We start from the raw sequence: 14,456 nt of genomic DNA on the forward strand, positions 1-14,456 counted from the left end.
ACGGTTCCAGTTAAAGCATCGGTCATGATAAGCGGATGGTAACCGACGTTCAAGTAGTGATAATTAAAACCAATTTTTTCTTGATGACCAAAGGTCTCAAAGTAGGTTGAATCCAAATCTAGCACCAGTTCAGTATTGGCTGATCTTTCATCAATTAAAGAGACAATACGACGATTTAATTCTTGTAGCTCATCAATGTCTTCGTTCGTGAGATGTGATAGAAATCTGGAAATAGTTGGTTGAGATGCCATGTTTTGCGCATAAACAAGTCGATGTTCGATATCTTGGGTCAAGTAATCTGCAACGTCGTCGTTGCGATAACCTTCGATAACTTGAATGAGCATTTGCAATAACAATTCTACCTTAGCATAGCGTGGATTTTTGCGATTATCGTTGAATTCAACGTTATTAAAGAGCCTGGAAATTACAGGCGAATTCAGAAAAATACTAAGCAGCACGTTGCCACCATCCGAGGTAATTGGTGCCCCATTGTCTGAAACTGCAACTAAATGGTTGCTAGGTAATACTTTTGGAGTCATAATTTTAGACGCTCCAATTTTTGAGTATTTGGTTTGTTTTCCACTAACAAAATATCATAAAAAAGAGCTCCTATGGTTTTCACCCAACGGGTGAAAGCGCAAAACCCGCTGAAACGGTATTAACTTGCTGTTTCAGCGGTTTTTTGTTTGTCTTGATGAATAATCCGGGTTTAAAATATCCCGTTATTTTCAATTAAGAGCACTCAGTCAGCCGTCCTTATTTTAAAATTACCCCTATTTTTTAATTAAGGATTCAAATAACAATTTAAAAATGGTCGCTAAGCACATTCTGCCTAGCGACCATTTTCTTTATCTTATCTATTACTTGTTAAAGTACGCCTTCAAAGCATCAACCTTATCCAAACGCTCCCATGGCAAGTCCAATTCAGGACGACCGAAGTGACCGTATGCAGCAGTTGCTTCGTAACGAGGCTTGCGCAAATCCAAGTCCTCGATAATTCCGGCTGGACGCAACTCGAACAAGTCACGGATTGCGGCTACCAATTCGTCATCAGAAACCTTACCCGTACCGAACGTGTTCACGTTAACTGAAACTGGCTTTGCCACACCGATAGCGTAGGCAACTTGGATTTCAACCTTTTCGGCCAAACCAGCTGCAACGATGTTCTTGGCGATGTGACGTGTTGCGTAGGCAGCTGAACGGTCAACCTTGGTTGCGTCCTTACCTGAGAAGGCACCACCACCGTGACGAGCGTATCCACCGTACGTATCAACGATAATCTTACGACCAGTCATACCGGCATCACCCTTAGGTCCTCCGATTACGAAGCGACCAGTTGGGTTGATGTAGTAACGCGTCTCGTCGTCAACCATGTCGGCTGGCAAAACTGGGCCGATGATGTACTTACGAACATCGGCACGCAATTGCTCCAATGAGATTGACTCACGGTGTTGCGTTGACAAAACGACAGCGTCGATACGGATTGGCTTGTCGTTTTCATCCAATTCAACCGTCACTTGTGCCTTGGCGTCAGGCAACAAGTATGACAACTCACCTGAACGGCGAACGTCAGCTTGCTTCTTAACCAACTTGTGAGACAAAACAACTGACAATGGCAAGTATTCGTCCGTTTCGTTCGTGGCGAAACCGAACATCAAACCTTGGTCACCGGCACCGATTTGGTCCAATGGATCAACGCCACCATCTTCACGGTGCTCAATAGCTGAGTCAACACCTTGCGCAATGTCAGGTGATTGCTCGTCCAACGTTACCCCAACGTGGATATCGTCAGCCAAGAAACCAGCTTCCTTGTCATCGTAACCGATGCGCTTCAATGTGTTACGAACAATTTCGTTAATGTTAACGTAGGCCGTCGTTGACATCTCACCGAAGACGTTAACGTAACCAGTCGTTACTGACGTTTCAATGGCCGTACGTGCTTGTGGATCTTCAGCCAAAACGGCGTCCAAAATGGCATCTGAGATTTGGTCTGAAACCTTATCTGGATGTCCTTCTGAAACTGATTCTGACGTGAACAAACGCTTTTCTGACATATAATCTAATCTCCTAAAATAAAAAAACTCTTGTGAAATTAAATAACCCCGACATACCACTCGTAGGCGGCATGTCGGGGTTCAGTCGATATGCGCCTATCTGCTAGAAAGTACCACATCGCCCGAAACGGGTAAGTTGGCGTCAGATCAAAGGGTCTAGTCCCTCCCTGAACTCTCGATAGGAAAGTCGAATTTATTTACTTTTTAATACTTAAATTACTATACGTGGTTTTGAACAATCACGCAAGCTAAAAAGTTAACTTATTTTTAGTTGCCCATTGCGCTGACGTCGCTGTCAGTTACTGTCACGTTGCCAAGGGCTTGTCGAACAGCATCAAGATTGTGCGTCGCCAACCAATTATCAACATCGATTGAGAAGTCGTGCGCACTATCCCCATTACCCGCGCTATAACGGCCAGTAATTTGGCTCACACCGCCATCCCCGGCCAATGAATATTGCACGCCGATACCATTTACGCCAACGCCAAGGTGCAAGCTTCCTTTACCAGATCCAACACCACCAACTGTTCCAGCCGTAATGCCGTTTACATCAGTGGCCGGCTTGTTATATCCCGCCATAACCACCTGAGCAATAATCTCAGCACGGTCAGTACGACTTAGGTCCGTTGCGACAACCCCAGGCGTGCTTCCTGAAAAGTCTGACGCCTTGGTTGAACTTGCTGAGCTGGCGCTTGATGAACTTGCGCTACTACTTGAAGAAGAAACCGCGCTCGAAGCTTGGCTTGAAGACGCCTTTGACACTGACTTAGCTGAAGATGCAACCTTGGCTGGTTCATCGTTAGTCTTAGGATGCGTCAACTTGTACGTCAGGGCGCCAGCCACAACGGCAACAACGACAGCCAACAACAAGAACAATGCTTGCTTGCCCTTGCCACTAGACTTCTTTGCAACAGCCTTCGGAGCTGACGCAACCGGTGCTTCTACCGGCGCCTCTTCAGGTTCAAAATTACGTGCAGCAGCTGCACGATATTCTTCACGGCGCGCAACGCGACCATGTTCTTGGCGGAATTTATCTTCCCATTCTTGACCAGTCATGGATTTCCCTCCTGCAAATTATAGATACTTCGCATCGAATTCAGGGTCCTGACTCGTCAAAATCTTCGGACCCTCTTCGGTAATTGCAATCACGTGCTCATATTGGGCTGACCATGAGCCATCCAACGTCGTCACCGTCCAACCGTCTTCTTCAGACGTTTCAACTTCCCACGTTCCCATGTTGACCATTGGCTCAATCGTAATGGTCATACCAGGCTTCAAACGCAGTCCGCGACCCGCAACACCATAGTGGAACACATTTGGATCTTCGTGCATCGTTGGTTGAATACCGTGACCAACATAATCACGGACATTACCATAGCCGTTTTCATCTTTAACAAAGGCATTGATTGCAGCCCCGATGTCACCCAAACGGTTACCAACTTGCGCTTGTTCAATGCCGATGTACATTGCTTCTTTGGCAACATCCATCAAGTGTTGGGCTTCAGGTGAGACTTCACCAACGGCATATGTCCAAGCTGAATCTGAATAATAACCATCCAATTCAACCACCGTATCAACGGTGACGATGTCGCCTTCCTTAAGGAAAAGTGCCTTACGTGGAAACGCGTGCGCAACCTCTTCATTCACTGAAACCGTCGTGGCGTATTCATAGCCTTCAAAACCGATTTGCGCAGCACGTCCACCGTGACTCTCGATGTATTGGCGACTGAATTCTTCAATCTCCCAGGTCGAAATGCCTGGCTTAATAATGTCACGTAGTCCTTGGTGCATACCGGCAATGATGGCCCCAGACTTACGCATTCCCTCGATCTCACGAGGTGACTTAATCGTAATCATAATAATCTCTCTTCACTAATCTTCTATTTTTATTCTACACGTACCACTTACAAAAAAGCCACGCAAACGCGTGGCTTTAAGAGTTTCTCAGTAAATAACCGTTGCCAGTTGTGACGTCAAAAATAGATCAACGTAAGCACGGTCCAACAACATCTTCGTATCATTCATTGACATGAATAGGAATTGCAAGTAACCACGTACCAATTCATCATCAGGCAAAGCTGACAACTTTGGCAAGCGCTCTGATAACTCTGGCGCTGACAAAATCATTTGCTCATTCGCACGCGCAATACGTGGAATGCTCTTGCGAATCGTTTCTGCCATTGAAGCAACCATCGCATCATCAATTTGAAGTGTAATACCCATTTCTATGTCCTCACTTAACTTTTGTCAGTAGTTATTATAACCAAAAAAGTTGCAATAACGATTTTTCAAGGGAAAGTCTTGAAATATTGCTTTTGTTTTTGCACCAACTGAGTAGAATAAGAACCAAACGGAGGGGATATTATGGCAATTCAAACAGCAATTTTTGCAGGCGGATGTTTCTGGTGCATGGTCGAGCCATTCGAAACCATGGCTGGCATTCAAAAGGTACGCTCAGGTTACACTGGCGGTTTCGTCGCCAACCCAACCTATGCACAAGTCGCATCACATCAAACTGGTCACACAGAAGCAGTTAAAATTTGGTTCGATGATGATGTTGTTTCATATGGCGATTTGGTTGAGCTATATTGGCAGCTCGCCGATCCAACGGATGCCATGGGCCAATTTGCTGACCGCGGTGACAGTTACCGCCCAGTGATTTTCGTGGCGAACGACGAACAACGTCAGATTGCTGAAGCATCAAAGCGCGCCTTGAATGACTCCGGTCGCTTCGACGCACCAATCGTTACAAGCATTGAAGACGCCCAGCCGTTCTACGATGCTGAAGAAGAGCATCAACAATTTTATAAGAAGAATCCTTTGCGCGAGTACATGATGATGGTGCCACGCAAAGCCTACCAAAAGAAATATTGGTCTGATAAGAAGTAATCAAAAGCCGGTCTCGTCTGCATTGACGAAACCGGCTTTATTTTTAATAAATCACATGGAAATTAGTTGGTTGGGCAATCTTAATATCTGGGTGACTCATAATGTAATCACCAATCAAATCAGCCGTTTCTTGTTGCACTTCACGAACCACCTTATCTAGTGAGAAGGATGCAAAATTGCCCGCACCACCTGCACGGTAGTTATTCATTGCAACTTCGTATTCGCCAGCCAAATCAATTGGTTCCCCATCAACAAGCACTTCAATCACGCGTTCACCTTCACGACGGCGCAAATCAAATGTGTAATCAATGCCACTCCAAACATCATAGTTATAGTGTTCAACCTTAGGCTCCAAAAACGCCGGGTTAACGGTTGGTTGACCGTTATCATCCAAAACAAAGTAGCGTGCATTCACTTCAAGCGCATCCACAATATCTTGTCCCGTCAACTTTTCGACAACTAGCGTATTTGGATAAATGTAATTCGTCATGATGTCACGCAACGTCACTTCATCAGCCAATCCCTTCACTTCGTTGTTAAACAACGCCGTATTAGCAATCGTCGTTTGTGTGGCATCCATTTGAACTTGGTTAACCAAGGCAATGAATGGGTGACTGTGCAAACGCGCTTCGAAGTGATCCGTCACTTGCATGTTGTGACCAACGTGACCGACCGCCGTATCAAGCCAGTGGTTTGTCGCAACGTGAACCGGCTCAACAACTGCCTTCACCGCATCGTTCTCAGGAAACACCGCTGTCGCAATCAATTGCGCATCACGGTTGGTAATTTGACGCTCGTCGTTCAATGTGAATGTCATCAAACCAACTTGGTCAGCGCGATAGCCAGGTTGCGTTGTCGCAACATGATTGATAACCGCTGCCAGCGTACGATGTTGGTGACCAGTCACGACAGCATCAACACCTGGCACTTGTAGCAATTGGTACCCTTGGTTTTCACCCGTCAAGCGTTCCAACGGTTCACCAGTCTCCAAATCTTCAGCAAAGCCACCGTGATAAGCCAATATCAACACATCCACTTGTGAACGCAATTCGTCAACATAACGCGTGGCTACTTCGACCGGGTCAGCAAATGTTAGCCCATGGATGTTAGCTGGCTGCTCCCAATTTGGCACGTACTTGGTAATCAAACCAACGACACCAACCTTCACCCCACCACGTTCAATAATCGTGTATGGACGACCGATAAACGGCTCACCACTTGTTTCATCAAGCACATTAGCATTCAACAACAAATCGTTTTGTCCTAAAACGCGTTCAAGATAATCACGACCATAATTAAATTCGTGATTACCCAAAATGCGCACGTCGTAACCCATCGTTTCAGCCAAGTCATCATACAAACTTACCGCTGATTGATCGACTTTCTCAATGTAATTCGTTAATGGTGACCCTTGAATAAAATCACCATTTTCAATTGTGATGATGACATCTTCTGGGGCAGCTTGTTCACGCAACGTTTCAATAACTGTCGCTGCGCGGGTCAAACCCAACCCATCATTTTGTAATGGTCGACGGAAATCATCAGCCCGAAAATAACCGTGGACATCAGAAGTCGAAATAATAGAAACTTGCATGTTTACTCCTTTAAACAGAGAAGGCCATCGAGTAATCGATGACCTTCTAACCTATTAGACTAGGCGCTTACGCAATTGACCTGACAAGAAGTCAATTACCGTCACCATGATGATGATTCCTAGCAAAATGATACCAACCTTTGGCCATTGACGCGTTTGCAAGGCAAAAATCAATGGCGCACCGATACCACCGGCACCAACCATACCCAAGATAGCCGCTGAACGAACCGCGATTTCAAATCGGTATAGTGTGTAATTCATAAATTCAGGCATAACTGCTGGCAACGTTGCCAACGTCAAACCATCAAGCGCTGATCCGCCAGCTGCCACGATGGCTTCGTTCGGTCCGCGGTCGATGTTTTCAACAGCTTCTGAGAACAACTTTCCCAACATACCAATTGAGTGAATCGAGACCCCCAATACACCAGCGTAGGCACCAGGACCAACCGCCTTGATGAACATGATGGCCATCACGATTTCTGGGAACACACGGATAACCGTCAAAATCACCTTACCCAACGTTGAACGTGGCGTGAAGAATCCCTTCTTTGTGCGGGCTGCCAAGAAGGCAAATGGTACTGACAAAATAGCTGATATGAACGTTCCCAAGAAGGCAATGGCCAGCGTTTCAACCAACGCTGTGATCAAGTCTTCGCCATCCCCTGTATAAACGTAAGACCAATCTGGATGGAACAATCCGGTGAAAATAGCCTTCGTAATCAATAGTGCTTGTGGCTTAACTGATGACATTGGAATCCCAGAAAAAGCCCAGGCAAACAATGCCACAACCAACACTGTAATAATCCAAGGACGATAACGGCGCCAAGGACTTTGCTTAACTACTTGCATTATGCCAACGCCTCCCGCAATCGATTTGAAATGCCGTCAACAATCACCACGACAACCAAGATGGCCAAGATAACCACGGCCGTGCGATCGTATCGGAACATTGAAAGTGTCTGACTCAAGAACAATCCAACACCACCAGCTCCCAAATATCCAAGCACCGTTGAGGCACGGACATTGATTTCCAATGTGTATAGGAAGTAACTCAAGAATTGGTTGAACACTTGTGGAATAACCGCAAACACAATCGTTTGCAAGCTGTTCGCACCGGCAGCCGTCAACGCTTCAATTGGTCCTTCATCGATTGTTTCAATTGCTTCATAGAACAACTTCGAAATCATACCAAAACTGAAAATCGTCAAAGCGCCGACACCGGCCATCGGACCGATACCAACGATCGCAACGAACAACGCTGCCAACAACAAGTCAGGCAAGGCACGCACCAAGTTCAAGAAGAAACGAACAATACCACGGACAATCGTGTTCTTCATCAAATTACGGGCTGCCAACAAACTGAACGGCACCGCAATAATCGTTCCCAACAAAGTTCCGACCAAAGCCATTTGAATGGTCTGTAGGATTGGTGTAATCACCGCCGTGACATATGACCAATCCGGATTCATCATCTTAATCAAGATATCCATGAATTGTTCCCAACTGAAGTCAGTTGAAACACCCGTCATGCGTCCTGATCCAAACAAAATTAATACAACTAGAAGCGTTGCCAGTAGACCCTTGACGTGCCATTTTTCGCTGAAACGCTGTTCAGGTAAACTTACATTCATCGTCTATTCTCCATCTGTTGCTTCAGCGTAAATACCGTCAAAGTCATTCTTGTTAACTTCTGCGATCGGCTTGTCATAAACAAGTTGACCAGCACGCAAACCAATGATGCGCGTTGCGTATTCCATTGCAAGTGGCACACTGTGCAAGTTAACAACCACTGTCATGCCCATTTCCGTGTTCAAACGCTTCAAGTCATCCATAACCATCTTGGTTGTTTTTGGATCAAGTGATGCGATTGGTTCGTCGGCCAAGACAACCGTTGGTGATTGCATCATGGCACGTGCAATGGCAACACGTTGTTGTTGTCCACCTGACAACTCGTCCGCACGCGTGTAGTACTTGTCGAGCATGTTAACCTTATCCAAGTTCTCGGCTGCTTTCGCCTTATCTTCCTTAGAGAATAGACCAAACGTACTCTTGAACGTTGAGTAGTAACCCACGCGTCCGGCCAATACGTTACGCGCAACTGATGCACGCTTTACCAAGTTAAAGTTTTGGAAAATCATGGCGATGTTACGACGCAATTCGCGAAGCTTACGTCCCTTCGCAACCGTGATATCTTCACCATCAATCAAGATTTCACCTGACGTCACATCGTGTAGTCGGTTGATAGCACGCAACAACGTACTCTTACCGGCTCCTGAAAGACCAACAATCACAACGAACTCACCTGAAGCGATGTCCAAGTTAATGTTATCCAAACCAACCGTCCCGTTCGGATAAATCTTTGAAACGTTGTTAACTTTAATCGTGCCTTTTTTGGCTGTCATAATAACTCTCCACTCTTGTTTAACCTTGTTAACCAAATCCAGCGAAATCTGCTGAACCGTTTTACATGATATGTACGAAGAAAGGACCTCACTGGGCAATGCCAGTAAAGCCCGTTCTTCTCGTTTTATTTAGAAATCAAGCTTACTTGATGTCTTCAATTTGCTTTTGGTAGTCGCGCACGATGTCAAAGTTTGAATCCTTTGACTTCGCAACACCGGCCCAGCTGTAGACATCGTTCAAAACCTTCTTACCCTCAGCCGTCTTTGATACCTTGATCATGGCGTTTTGGATAGCCTTTGAATCCTTAGCTGAGATACCCTTACGCAAAGCAATTGTATCGTTAGGAATCTTTGACGTGTACATCAAAGCACGCGTTTGCTTGAAGACATCTGGGTTGTCCTTCTTAACAACGTTACGGGCATCATCGAAGATAAATGCTGCGTCCGTGTCGCCGTTCAAGACTGACAAAACACCTTGGTCGTGACCCTTAACCGTAACTAGGTCAGAGTTCTTTACAACGTTCATACCCTTCTTCTTCAAGTCAACGACTGGGAACATGTAACCCGCGTCTGAAGTCGTATCTTGAACGGCAATCTTCTTACCCTTCAAGTACTTAACTGACTTGATCTTTGAATCCTTCTTTACCAAGACAATCGCGCGGTAGTAATCAACAAGCTTGTCCGTGTTTGAACCGTCGCCCTTCTTGTCGTTAATACCGTAACGCTCTGATTGCAAGATAACCTTGGCACCGTATTACTCGTGTGCGTGTACGTATGGGTCAGGTGGCAAGAATCCCATATCCACCTTCTTTGAACCCATCGCCTCAACAACCGTGTTGTAGTCAGTTGAGATAGTTACGTGCACTGGAATCCCCAATTGCTTCTTTAGCAACTTTTCCAATGGCTTAGCCTTCGCTTGAATCGTGTCAGCTTGTGATGATGGAACGAATTGGACGTTCAACTCCTTCAAGCTAACCTTCTTTGATGCGGCATCAACTGATGCAGCAGGCAATGCGGTAACAAGTGTTGATGCTGCAATCGTAAGTGCAGCCCCTGCAACAAGCTTTTTAAACATGTCCCTCTATACTCCTTAATGTATGTCCCCTTAAAGGTTGAATTAAGGATAACACCGAACTTTCTTCATGACAATATGCATTTTGTTCATATTTATAGTTAAACCTTTTAAAAAAATATATGTATTGACTACTAATGTTCGGTAAGTAGAATGTCGATTTATTTATCCGTAAATTGGGACTTCAGTCGTGCTGCAAAGCTTATTCGCAGACTCTTTGTATCATACATATGCAATGTTACTTATTTTTAATTAGTCGTTAAAAAGCAGTTATTCGTATGTCGAATATTCCGCTTTATAATTCAAAACATGAAAGGGGTTACATTATGAAAAAATCATGTCGACGCTTCACTAAGCGTACACTTATCACTCTAGCAGCTTTAACTGCTGTTTCTACTGTCGGATTTGCAGCTTTGCAGCTACCTAATATCTCGAATTTCAACGGTAACCAAGCTGTAAATGATATATCCGACCTTACAAAAACCTTGGCTACTACAGCCAACACACTGGGGGACACTGCAAGCAGCCTCCAAGGCGAGAAACAAGAACACGCCAATGACAATAAAGCTGCTACCGATGCCGTTATTAAAGCGAACACACAAATTGCGAACGCCAACTCTTACGCATCAAACGTTAGAACAGCTGTTTCTGAAGCTGATACTGCAAAGAACAACGCAAGTAGCGCTATCGCACATGCTGAAAGCGCAATAAGTTCTACCGCACAACCTACCACTACAACTTCTAAAGTTAACTAATAGCCATGATGAAAAGGCGGATATCAGCGATTATCGTGACTGCAGTCATCACACTGATTGCGACAACGACTATATTTGCTAGTGCTTATTACAGAATTCTGACCTTCAACGGCGATATAAATGACGCCAACCGCATTCGCGATTTAACAGCGACCATGACCGCTCAAACTGAACAGCTGAACAAGACGGTCGCTGCCCTGCAATCTGCTGAAGGTAGCTCTGATTTATATGCTGTATATTTCAACAGCATGCCACAATACGGTTCGTACACACCAATTGCAACGCCACCATTTCAAAATGTTAGGCAAATCTATTGGTCCAGTAGTTATAATAAGTTGGTTTCAAGCAATGGTAACCAAACATTTATTTGGTACGGTAACGTTTGGTTACCGGTTACTAATGACACCAACGGTAAGGTTACTGGCACTAATATGTCTGTATCAGATGCTATGAATCTTCTAAAGCAAAATTATTATACAGATCATTTAACTAACATAGGACGAAATGGCGCCACCACTCCAGGTGCAACCGTTCCTGTTGATTTCCAGAGCCAAACTTATTATGTAACTCTCTCAAACGTCCATTGGGACACTAACGCCAACACGTTAGTGGCAATCGCCGTTTGGCGTAATCCCATACCAGCTTCAGTGAAGTATGAAATGACACCATATAGCGGAAAATGGGTAACTAATTTTTAAACCAAAAGACGCCGATCAGGTCTATCCAACCTGGTCGGCGTCTTTGTTTAGAATGTCAAAATCGTACGTCCCTTATGCGTATGTGCCGCAAACGCATCAAGTACATCTGGCAACTTTTCGAAAGGCACTTGTTCAACTGGCAACTCATGCATCACATGCCAATCAGTTGCAAAACGTTGCCACAATAATTGGCGCGTTGGCATATCAGCCGCCACTGAATCGACGCCTAAGATGCTAACGCCACGCAAAATCAGCGGGAACACTGACGTTGGCAAATCAACGCCACCGGCATTACCCGTCATGGCGATTGCACCATTGTAGTGCAGCATAGCAATCAACTTAGCTGCTAACTCACCACCAACCGTATCGATGACATAATCATACGTTTGCGACAAAAGCGGCTTATTCGGTAATGCCAAAACACCATCGGCTGTCGTCTCATCTTCACTACCGCGGTGCACAATCGGCGTCACATTTTGGTAGCCGCTAGCTTGCAACAGCGCTAGTGCCACGCTACCAACACCACCGGCTGCCCCGGTAACCGCAATCTTGGGTTGATCAGCAACGCGCATCCCCAACCCTTCCAACTTCACAATAGCCAAACCAGCTGTAAAACCAGCCGTTCCAATTGCCATAGCATCTTGCAGAGAAAGACCATCCGGCAACTTCACCGCCCACTCTGCTGGCACTTGCACTTGCGTCGCAAAACCACCATCGTGACGAACGCCTAAGTCATAGCCAGTTACTAGTACTTCATCCCCAACTGCAAATAACCCTGATTTTGATGCTACTACCGTCCCACTAACATCGATTCCCGGCACCATTGGATATTGGCGAATCACGCCACCCTTGGGCAAACTCGCCAAGTAGTCTTTGTAGTTCACACTCGAAAAAGCCGTTTGAATTTGTATCTCCCCAGCTGATAGTTCAGGCAATTCGTGTTCGACAAAATCGCCTTGCACAACGCCTTTGGTATCAGTCATCACATATGCTGTTACTGTCATCTCGTTATCCCCCAAAACCTGTTTCTTCCAATATATAATGAATAAACAAAAGCCACTGTCGCAAAACCGGCAGTGGCTTGATTCACTAATTTTGTTTACGGAAGCGGGCCGCAATAGCTGCCTCATCCGGGTGATAGTAGTGATAACGAGAAACTGGTAAATAAGCTTCATCCCCACCAATTTCAATCTGTTCACCTTCATACACCGGCTTACCGTCATGAATACGTAAATTCATCGTCGCCTTTTTCGTCCCAAACGAATCGAGCGTCTTCATTTCTTCCAGCTTATCCGCAAAAATCAACAATGCCTCAGACCCCGGGAAAAGGTGATTTGAGAAATCATTTTTCAAACCGAACGCCATCACCGGAATGTCCAAATCATCCACGATGTGCGCTAATTGCATGACTTGTTCACGCGTCATAAATTGCGCTTCATCAATCAACACAATCGCTGGTTGTTCACTTTGACGCGCCACCATTTCGAAAAGGTTGTCCGTCGTATGAATAATACCAGCGTCTTGCTTAAGGCCAATGCGCGATGAAATTTCACCGACATTCGTGCGGTCATCCAATGCTGAAGTTAGGAGCATCGGCTTACGTCCCTGCACCTCATAATTATGGGCCACCTTCAGAATTTCAATCGACTTTCCCGAAGCCATCGTGCCGTATACAAACGTTAATTGCGTCATAGCGTCCAACCTTTCACTCTCAATGATGCTGTGTCTTCATTAAGTGTACTAGATTAGTCAACTAGCCTATTGCGCTTGTTCTACCGTATCAGTTGATGCTGCCATCGTCGGCACGCCAATCGCAACAGCTTCTGCATCAGAAATCTTACCAGCGTACAAGTTACCTGTTTCCGCTTCATCCAAATTCAATGAACGACGTAGGACATTCGTCGCACGTTGTTCTTCTTGCCGTGACACAACTTCTGTAGATCCCGATGCCAAGTTGTATCCCTGCCCTTGAATATAATCTGACTTGATATTCTTGGTGGCATTTAAATACTTCGTGCCAATCGTTGTCATATCGCCAAACGTCAAATCAGTCTTCACTGATTTAGATAGTGATGTCATGAAGCCATCCGTCAACAACGATGCGGGATTGGCCTTAGCCTTATCAACAACCGCTTCCAGCACCAACCGTTGACGTTGTTGACGGCCATAATCACCGCGTGGATCATCGTAACGCATCCGTGAGAAAGCCAATGCTGCCTTACCATCCATCTTGGTATACGTCTTCGTCTTACCATCTTCACCAGTGTGCGTAAATGTACTGCTGTTCTTTACGAAACTGTACAGATTTCCAGGCGTTGCATGCGCAGTATCTGGATTAAAGTCAAACGTGAGCGGTGATTTAACTTTCACGCCACCAATTTCATCAACAACTTGCTCCAAACCGCCCATGTTAACGAGTGCGTAATAGTCAATCGGAATATTCAACCAATCTTGCACCGTTTCAATTGCGGTCTTGGCTGATCCCAATTCATACGCAGCATTAATCTTTTGTGGGAACGTATCTTCATACCCAGGCACAGCAACCAAAGTATCACGCGGAATCGACATAATCGTCGTTTCCTCTTTTTGCGGATTAATCGTCATAATCATCATTGAATCCGTGCGTCCCTTGTCATCACGACCGAGTTCACCCGTATCAGTCCCCATCAACAAAACGGAAATTGGCTTACCATCTCGAATTGCTGCGGATACATCACGTGACTTTTTCATACCAGCATCTTGATAAGTCTTGTCGACCACCGTCTTTGCACGCATCGACGTAAAGCCCACAACACCGACCAACGCCAACAACGTCACGACGACCCCCGCACCGATTAAACGTCCCCAGCGCACACCATGGCACTTTCTAACACGTGATTGTTCACTTTCATTTCGCTCTGTCATGTTCACTAAACTCCTCTACTTAAACTAATATAGGCTTAAGCATACGGAGTAGTTGTATCTAACTTGTATCGCAAAAGAAAAAGCTCGC

At 45.4% G+C, this 14,456-nt stretch carries 15 protein-coding genes and 1 pseudogene; 3 read left to right on the top strand and 13 right to left on the bottom strand.

Annotated elements, in window-relative coordinates:
* The 5 genes from C6P11_RS09875 to C6P11_RS09895 form a co-directional block, all read right to left on the bottom strand.
* On the bottom strand, nucleotides 1-539 hold a 539-nt coding region (locus tag C6P11_RS09875), incomplete at its 3' end, for a transposase (RefSeq protein WP_210114239.1).
* Between the two features lie 321 nt (nucleotides 540-860).
* On the bottom strand, nucleotides 861-2,054 hold the full coding sequence (gene metK / locus C6P11_RS09880; protein ID WP_135520757.1) for a methionine adenosyltransferase: 1,194 nt from the start codon (nucleotides 2,052-2,054) through the stop codon (nucleotides 861-863).
* A gap of 267 nt (nucleotides 2,055-2,321) precedes the next feature.
* On the bottom strand, nucleotides 2,322-3,110 hold the full coding sequence (locus tag C6P11_RS09885) for a hypothetical protein (RefSeq protein ID WP_135520759.1): 789 nt from the start codon (nucleotides 3,108-3,110) through the stop codon (nucleotides 2,322-2,324).
* 18 nt (nucleotides 3,111-3,128) lie between these two features.
* Nucleotides 3,129-3,911: a type I methionyl aminopeptidase gene (gene map, locus C6P11_RS09890; protein WP_135520761.1), complete on the bottom strand. Its 783-nt coding sequence runs from the start codon at nucleotides 3,909-3,911 to the stop codon at nucleotides 3,129-3,131.
* 87 nt (nucleotides 3,912-3,998) lie between these two features.
* The gene (locus C6P11_RS09895; protein ID WP_003608845.1) at nucleotides 3,999-4,277 is read right to left on the bottom strand and encodes a hypothetical protein; all 279 of its coding nucleotides are present in this window, start codon (nucleotides 4,275-4,277) and stop codon (nucleotides 3,999-4,001) included.
* Nucleotides 4,278-4,418: 141 nt separating this feature from the next.
* Here C6P11_RS09895 and msrA point away from each other — a divergent pair, with 141 nt between their 5' ends.
* Nucleotides 4,419-4,943 carry a peptide-methionine (S)-S-oxide reductase MsrA gene (gene msrA / locus C6P11_RS09900; protein ID WP_135520763.1) on the top strand — a complete coding sequence of 175 codons (525 nt, stop codon included), beginning with the start codon at nucleotides 4,419-4,421 and terminating at the stop codon, nucleotides 4,941-4,943.
* A gap of 43 nt (nucleotides 4,944-4,986) precedes the next feature.
* On the opposite strand, the gene C6P11_RS09905 is transcribed toward msrA, so the two are convergent.
* The 5 genes and pseudogenes from C6P11_RS09905 to C6P11_RS09925 all read right to left on the bottom strand — a co-directional run bounded on the left by C6P11_RS09905 (nucleotide 4,987) and on the right by C6P11_RS09925 (nucleotide 10,014).
* Complete coding sequence (locus C6P11_RS09905; RefSeq protein ID WP_135520765.1) at nucleotides 4,987-6,537, bottom strand: bifunctional metallophosphatase/5'-nucleotidase; 1,551 nt, start codon at nucleotides 6,535-6,537, stop codon at nucleotides 4,987-4,989.
* A 54-nt stretch (nucleotides 6,538-6,591) separates the two neighbouring features.
* On the bottom strand, nucleotides 6,592-7,386 hold the full coding sequence (gene phnE / locus C6P11_RS09910; RefSeq protein WP_135520767.1) for a phosphonate ABC transporter, permease protein PhnE: 795 nt from the start codon (nucleotides 7,384-7,386) through the stop codon (nucleotides 6,592-6,594).
* The gene (phnE, locus tag C6P11_RS09915; protein ID WP_003608852.1) at nucleotides 7,386-8,168 is read right to left on the bottom strand and encodes a phosphonate ABC transporter, permease protein PhnE; all 783 of its coding nucleotides are present in this window, start codon (nucleotides 8,166-8,168) and stop codon (nucleotides 7,386-7,388) included. Before phnE (C6P11_RS09915) ends, phnE (C6P11_RS09910) begins: the two co-directional genes overlap by 1 nt.
* A 3-nt stretch (nucleotides 8,169-8,171) precedes the next feature.
* Entirely contained in the window at nucleotides 8,172-8,939 is a 768-nt protein-coding gene (gene phnC, locus C6P11_RS09920) for a phosphonate ABC transporter ATP-binding protein (protein WP_135520769.1), read from the bottom strand.
* 142 nt (nucleotides 8,940-9,081) lie between these two features.
* Nucleotides 9,082-10,014: pseudogene (locus tag C6P11_RS09925) on the bottom strand (phosphate/phosphite/phosphonate ABC transporter substrate-binding protein).
* Nucleotides 10,015-10,289: 275 nt separating this feature from the next.
* Between C6P11_RS09925 and C6P11_RS09930 the strand changes: the two are divergent.
* Both C6P11_RS09930 and C6P11_RS09935 read left to right on the top strand, forming a co-directional pair.
* Nucleotides 10,290-10,766, top strand: a complete 477-nt coding sequence (locus tag C6P11_RS09930) for a hypothetical protein (RefSeq protein ID WP_135520771.1) — start codon at nucleotides 10,290-10,292, stop codon at nucleotides 10,764-10,766.
* 35 nt (nucleotides 10,767-10,801) lie between these two features.
* Nucleotides 10,802-11,464 (top strand): hypothetical protein, encoded by a 663-nt coding sequence (locus C6P11_RS09935; protein ID WP_135520773.1) that lies wholly within the window; start codon nucleotides 10,802-10,804, stop codon nucleotides 11,462-11,464.
* 47 nt (nucleotides 11,465-11,511) lie between these two features.
* Here the strand turns inward: C6P11_RS09935 and C6P11_RS09940 are convergent, their stop codons facing one another.
* The 3 genes from C6P11_RS09940 to C6P11_RS09950 all read right to left on the bottom strand — a co-directional run bounded on the left by C6P11_RS09940 (nucleotide 11,512) and on the right by C6P11_RS09950 (nucleotide 14,368).
* Nucleotides 11,512-12,468 (bottom strand): acryloyl-CoA reductase, encoded by a 957-nt coding sequence (locus C6P11_RS09940; protein ID WP_135520775.1) that lies wholly within the window; start codon nucleotides 12,466-12,468, stop codon nucleotides 11,512-11,514.
* Nucleotides 12,469-12,553: 85 nt separating this feature from the next.
* Entirely contained in the window at nucleotides 12,554-13,156 is a 603-nt protein-coding gene (locus C6P11_RS09945; RefSeq protein ID WP_135520777.1) for a thymidine kinase, read from the bottom strand.
* A 66-nt stretch (nucleotides 13,157-13,222) separates the two neighbouring features.
* Nucleotides 13,223-14,368 carry an LCP family protein gene (locus C6P11_RS09950; protein WP_135520779.1) on the bottom strand — a complete coding sequence of 382 codons (1,146 nt, stop codon included), beginning with the start codon at nucleotides 14,366-14,368 and terminating at the stop codon, nucleotides 13,223-13,225.
* Nucleotides 14,369-14,456: the final 88 nt, after the last annotated feature.

The organism is Weissella confusa, from assembly GCF_004766315.1.
In the GTDB taxonomy this organism is placed as follows: Bacteria; Bacillota; Bacilli; order Lactobacillales; family Lactobacillaceae; genus Weissella; species Weissella confusa_A.

What these genes read in the sequence shown, in the direction of transcription:
- metK (WP_135520757.1), bottom strand. Translation starts at nt 2,054, where the DNA reads ATGTCAGAAAAGCGTTTGTTCACGTCAGAATCAGTTTCAGAAGGACAT.
- phnE (WP_135520767.1), bottom strand. Translation starts at nt 7,386, where the DNA reads ATGCAAGTAGTTAAGCAAAGTCCTTGGCGCCGTTATCGTCCTTGGATT.
- C6P11_RS09945 (WP_135520777.1), bottom strand. Translation starts at nt 13,156, where the DNA reads ATGACGCAATTAACGTTTGTATACGGCACGATGGCTTCGGGAAAGTCG.
- msrA (WP_135520763.1), top strand. Translation starts at nt 4,419, where the DNA reads ATGGCAATTCAAACAGCAATTTTTGCAGGCGGATGTTTCTGGTGCATG.
- C6P11_RS09940 (WP_135520775.1), bottom strand. Translation starts at nt 12,468, where the DNA reads ATGACAGTAACAGCATATGTGATGACTGATACCAAAGGCGTTGTGCAA.
- phnE (WP_003608852.1), bottom strand. Translation starts at nt 8,168, where the DNA reads ATGAATGTAAGTTTACCTGAACAGCGTTTCAGCGAAAAATGGCACGTC.
- C6P11_RS09950 (WP_135520779.1), bottom strand. Translation starts at nt 14,368, where the DNA reads ATGACAGAGCGAAATGAAAGTGAACAATCACGTGTTAGAAAGTGCCAT.
- C6P11_RS09930 (WP_135520771.1), top strand. Translation starts at nt 10,290, where the DNA reads ATGTCGAATATTCCGCTTTATAATTCAAAACATGAAAGGGGTTACATT.
- C6P11_RS09895 (WP_003608845.1), bottom strand. Translation starts at nt 4,277, where the DNA reads ATGGGTATTACACTTCAAATTGATGATGCGATGGTTGCTTCAATGGCA.
- C6P11_RS09885 (WP_135520759.1), bottom strand. Translation starts at nt 3,110, where the DNA reads ATGACTGGTCAAGAATGGGAAGATAAATTCCGCCAAGAACATGGTCGC.
- phnC (WP_135520769.1), bottom strand. Translation starts at nt 8,939, where the DNA reads ATGACAGCCAAAAAAGGCACGATTAAAGTTAACAACGTTTCAAAGATT.
- map (WP_135520761.1), bottom strand. Translation starts at nt 3,911, where the DNA reads ATGATTACGATTAAGTCACCTCGTGAGATCGAGGGAATGCGTAAGTCT.
- C6P11_RS09905 (WP_135520765.1), bottom strand. Translation starts at nt 6,537, where the DNA reads ATGCAAGTTTCTATTATTTCGACTTCTGATGTCCACGGTTATTTTCGG.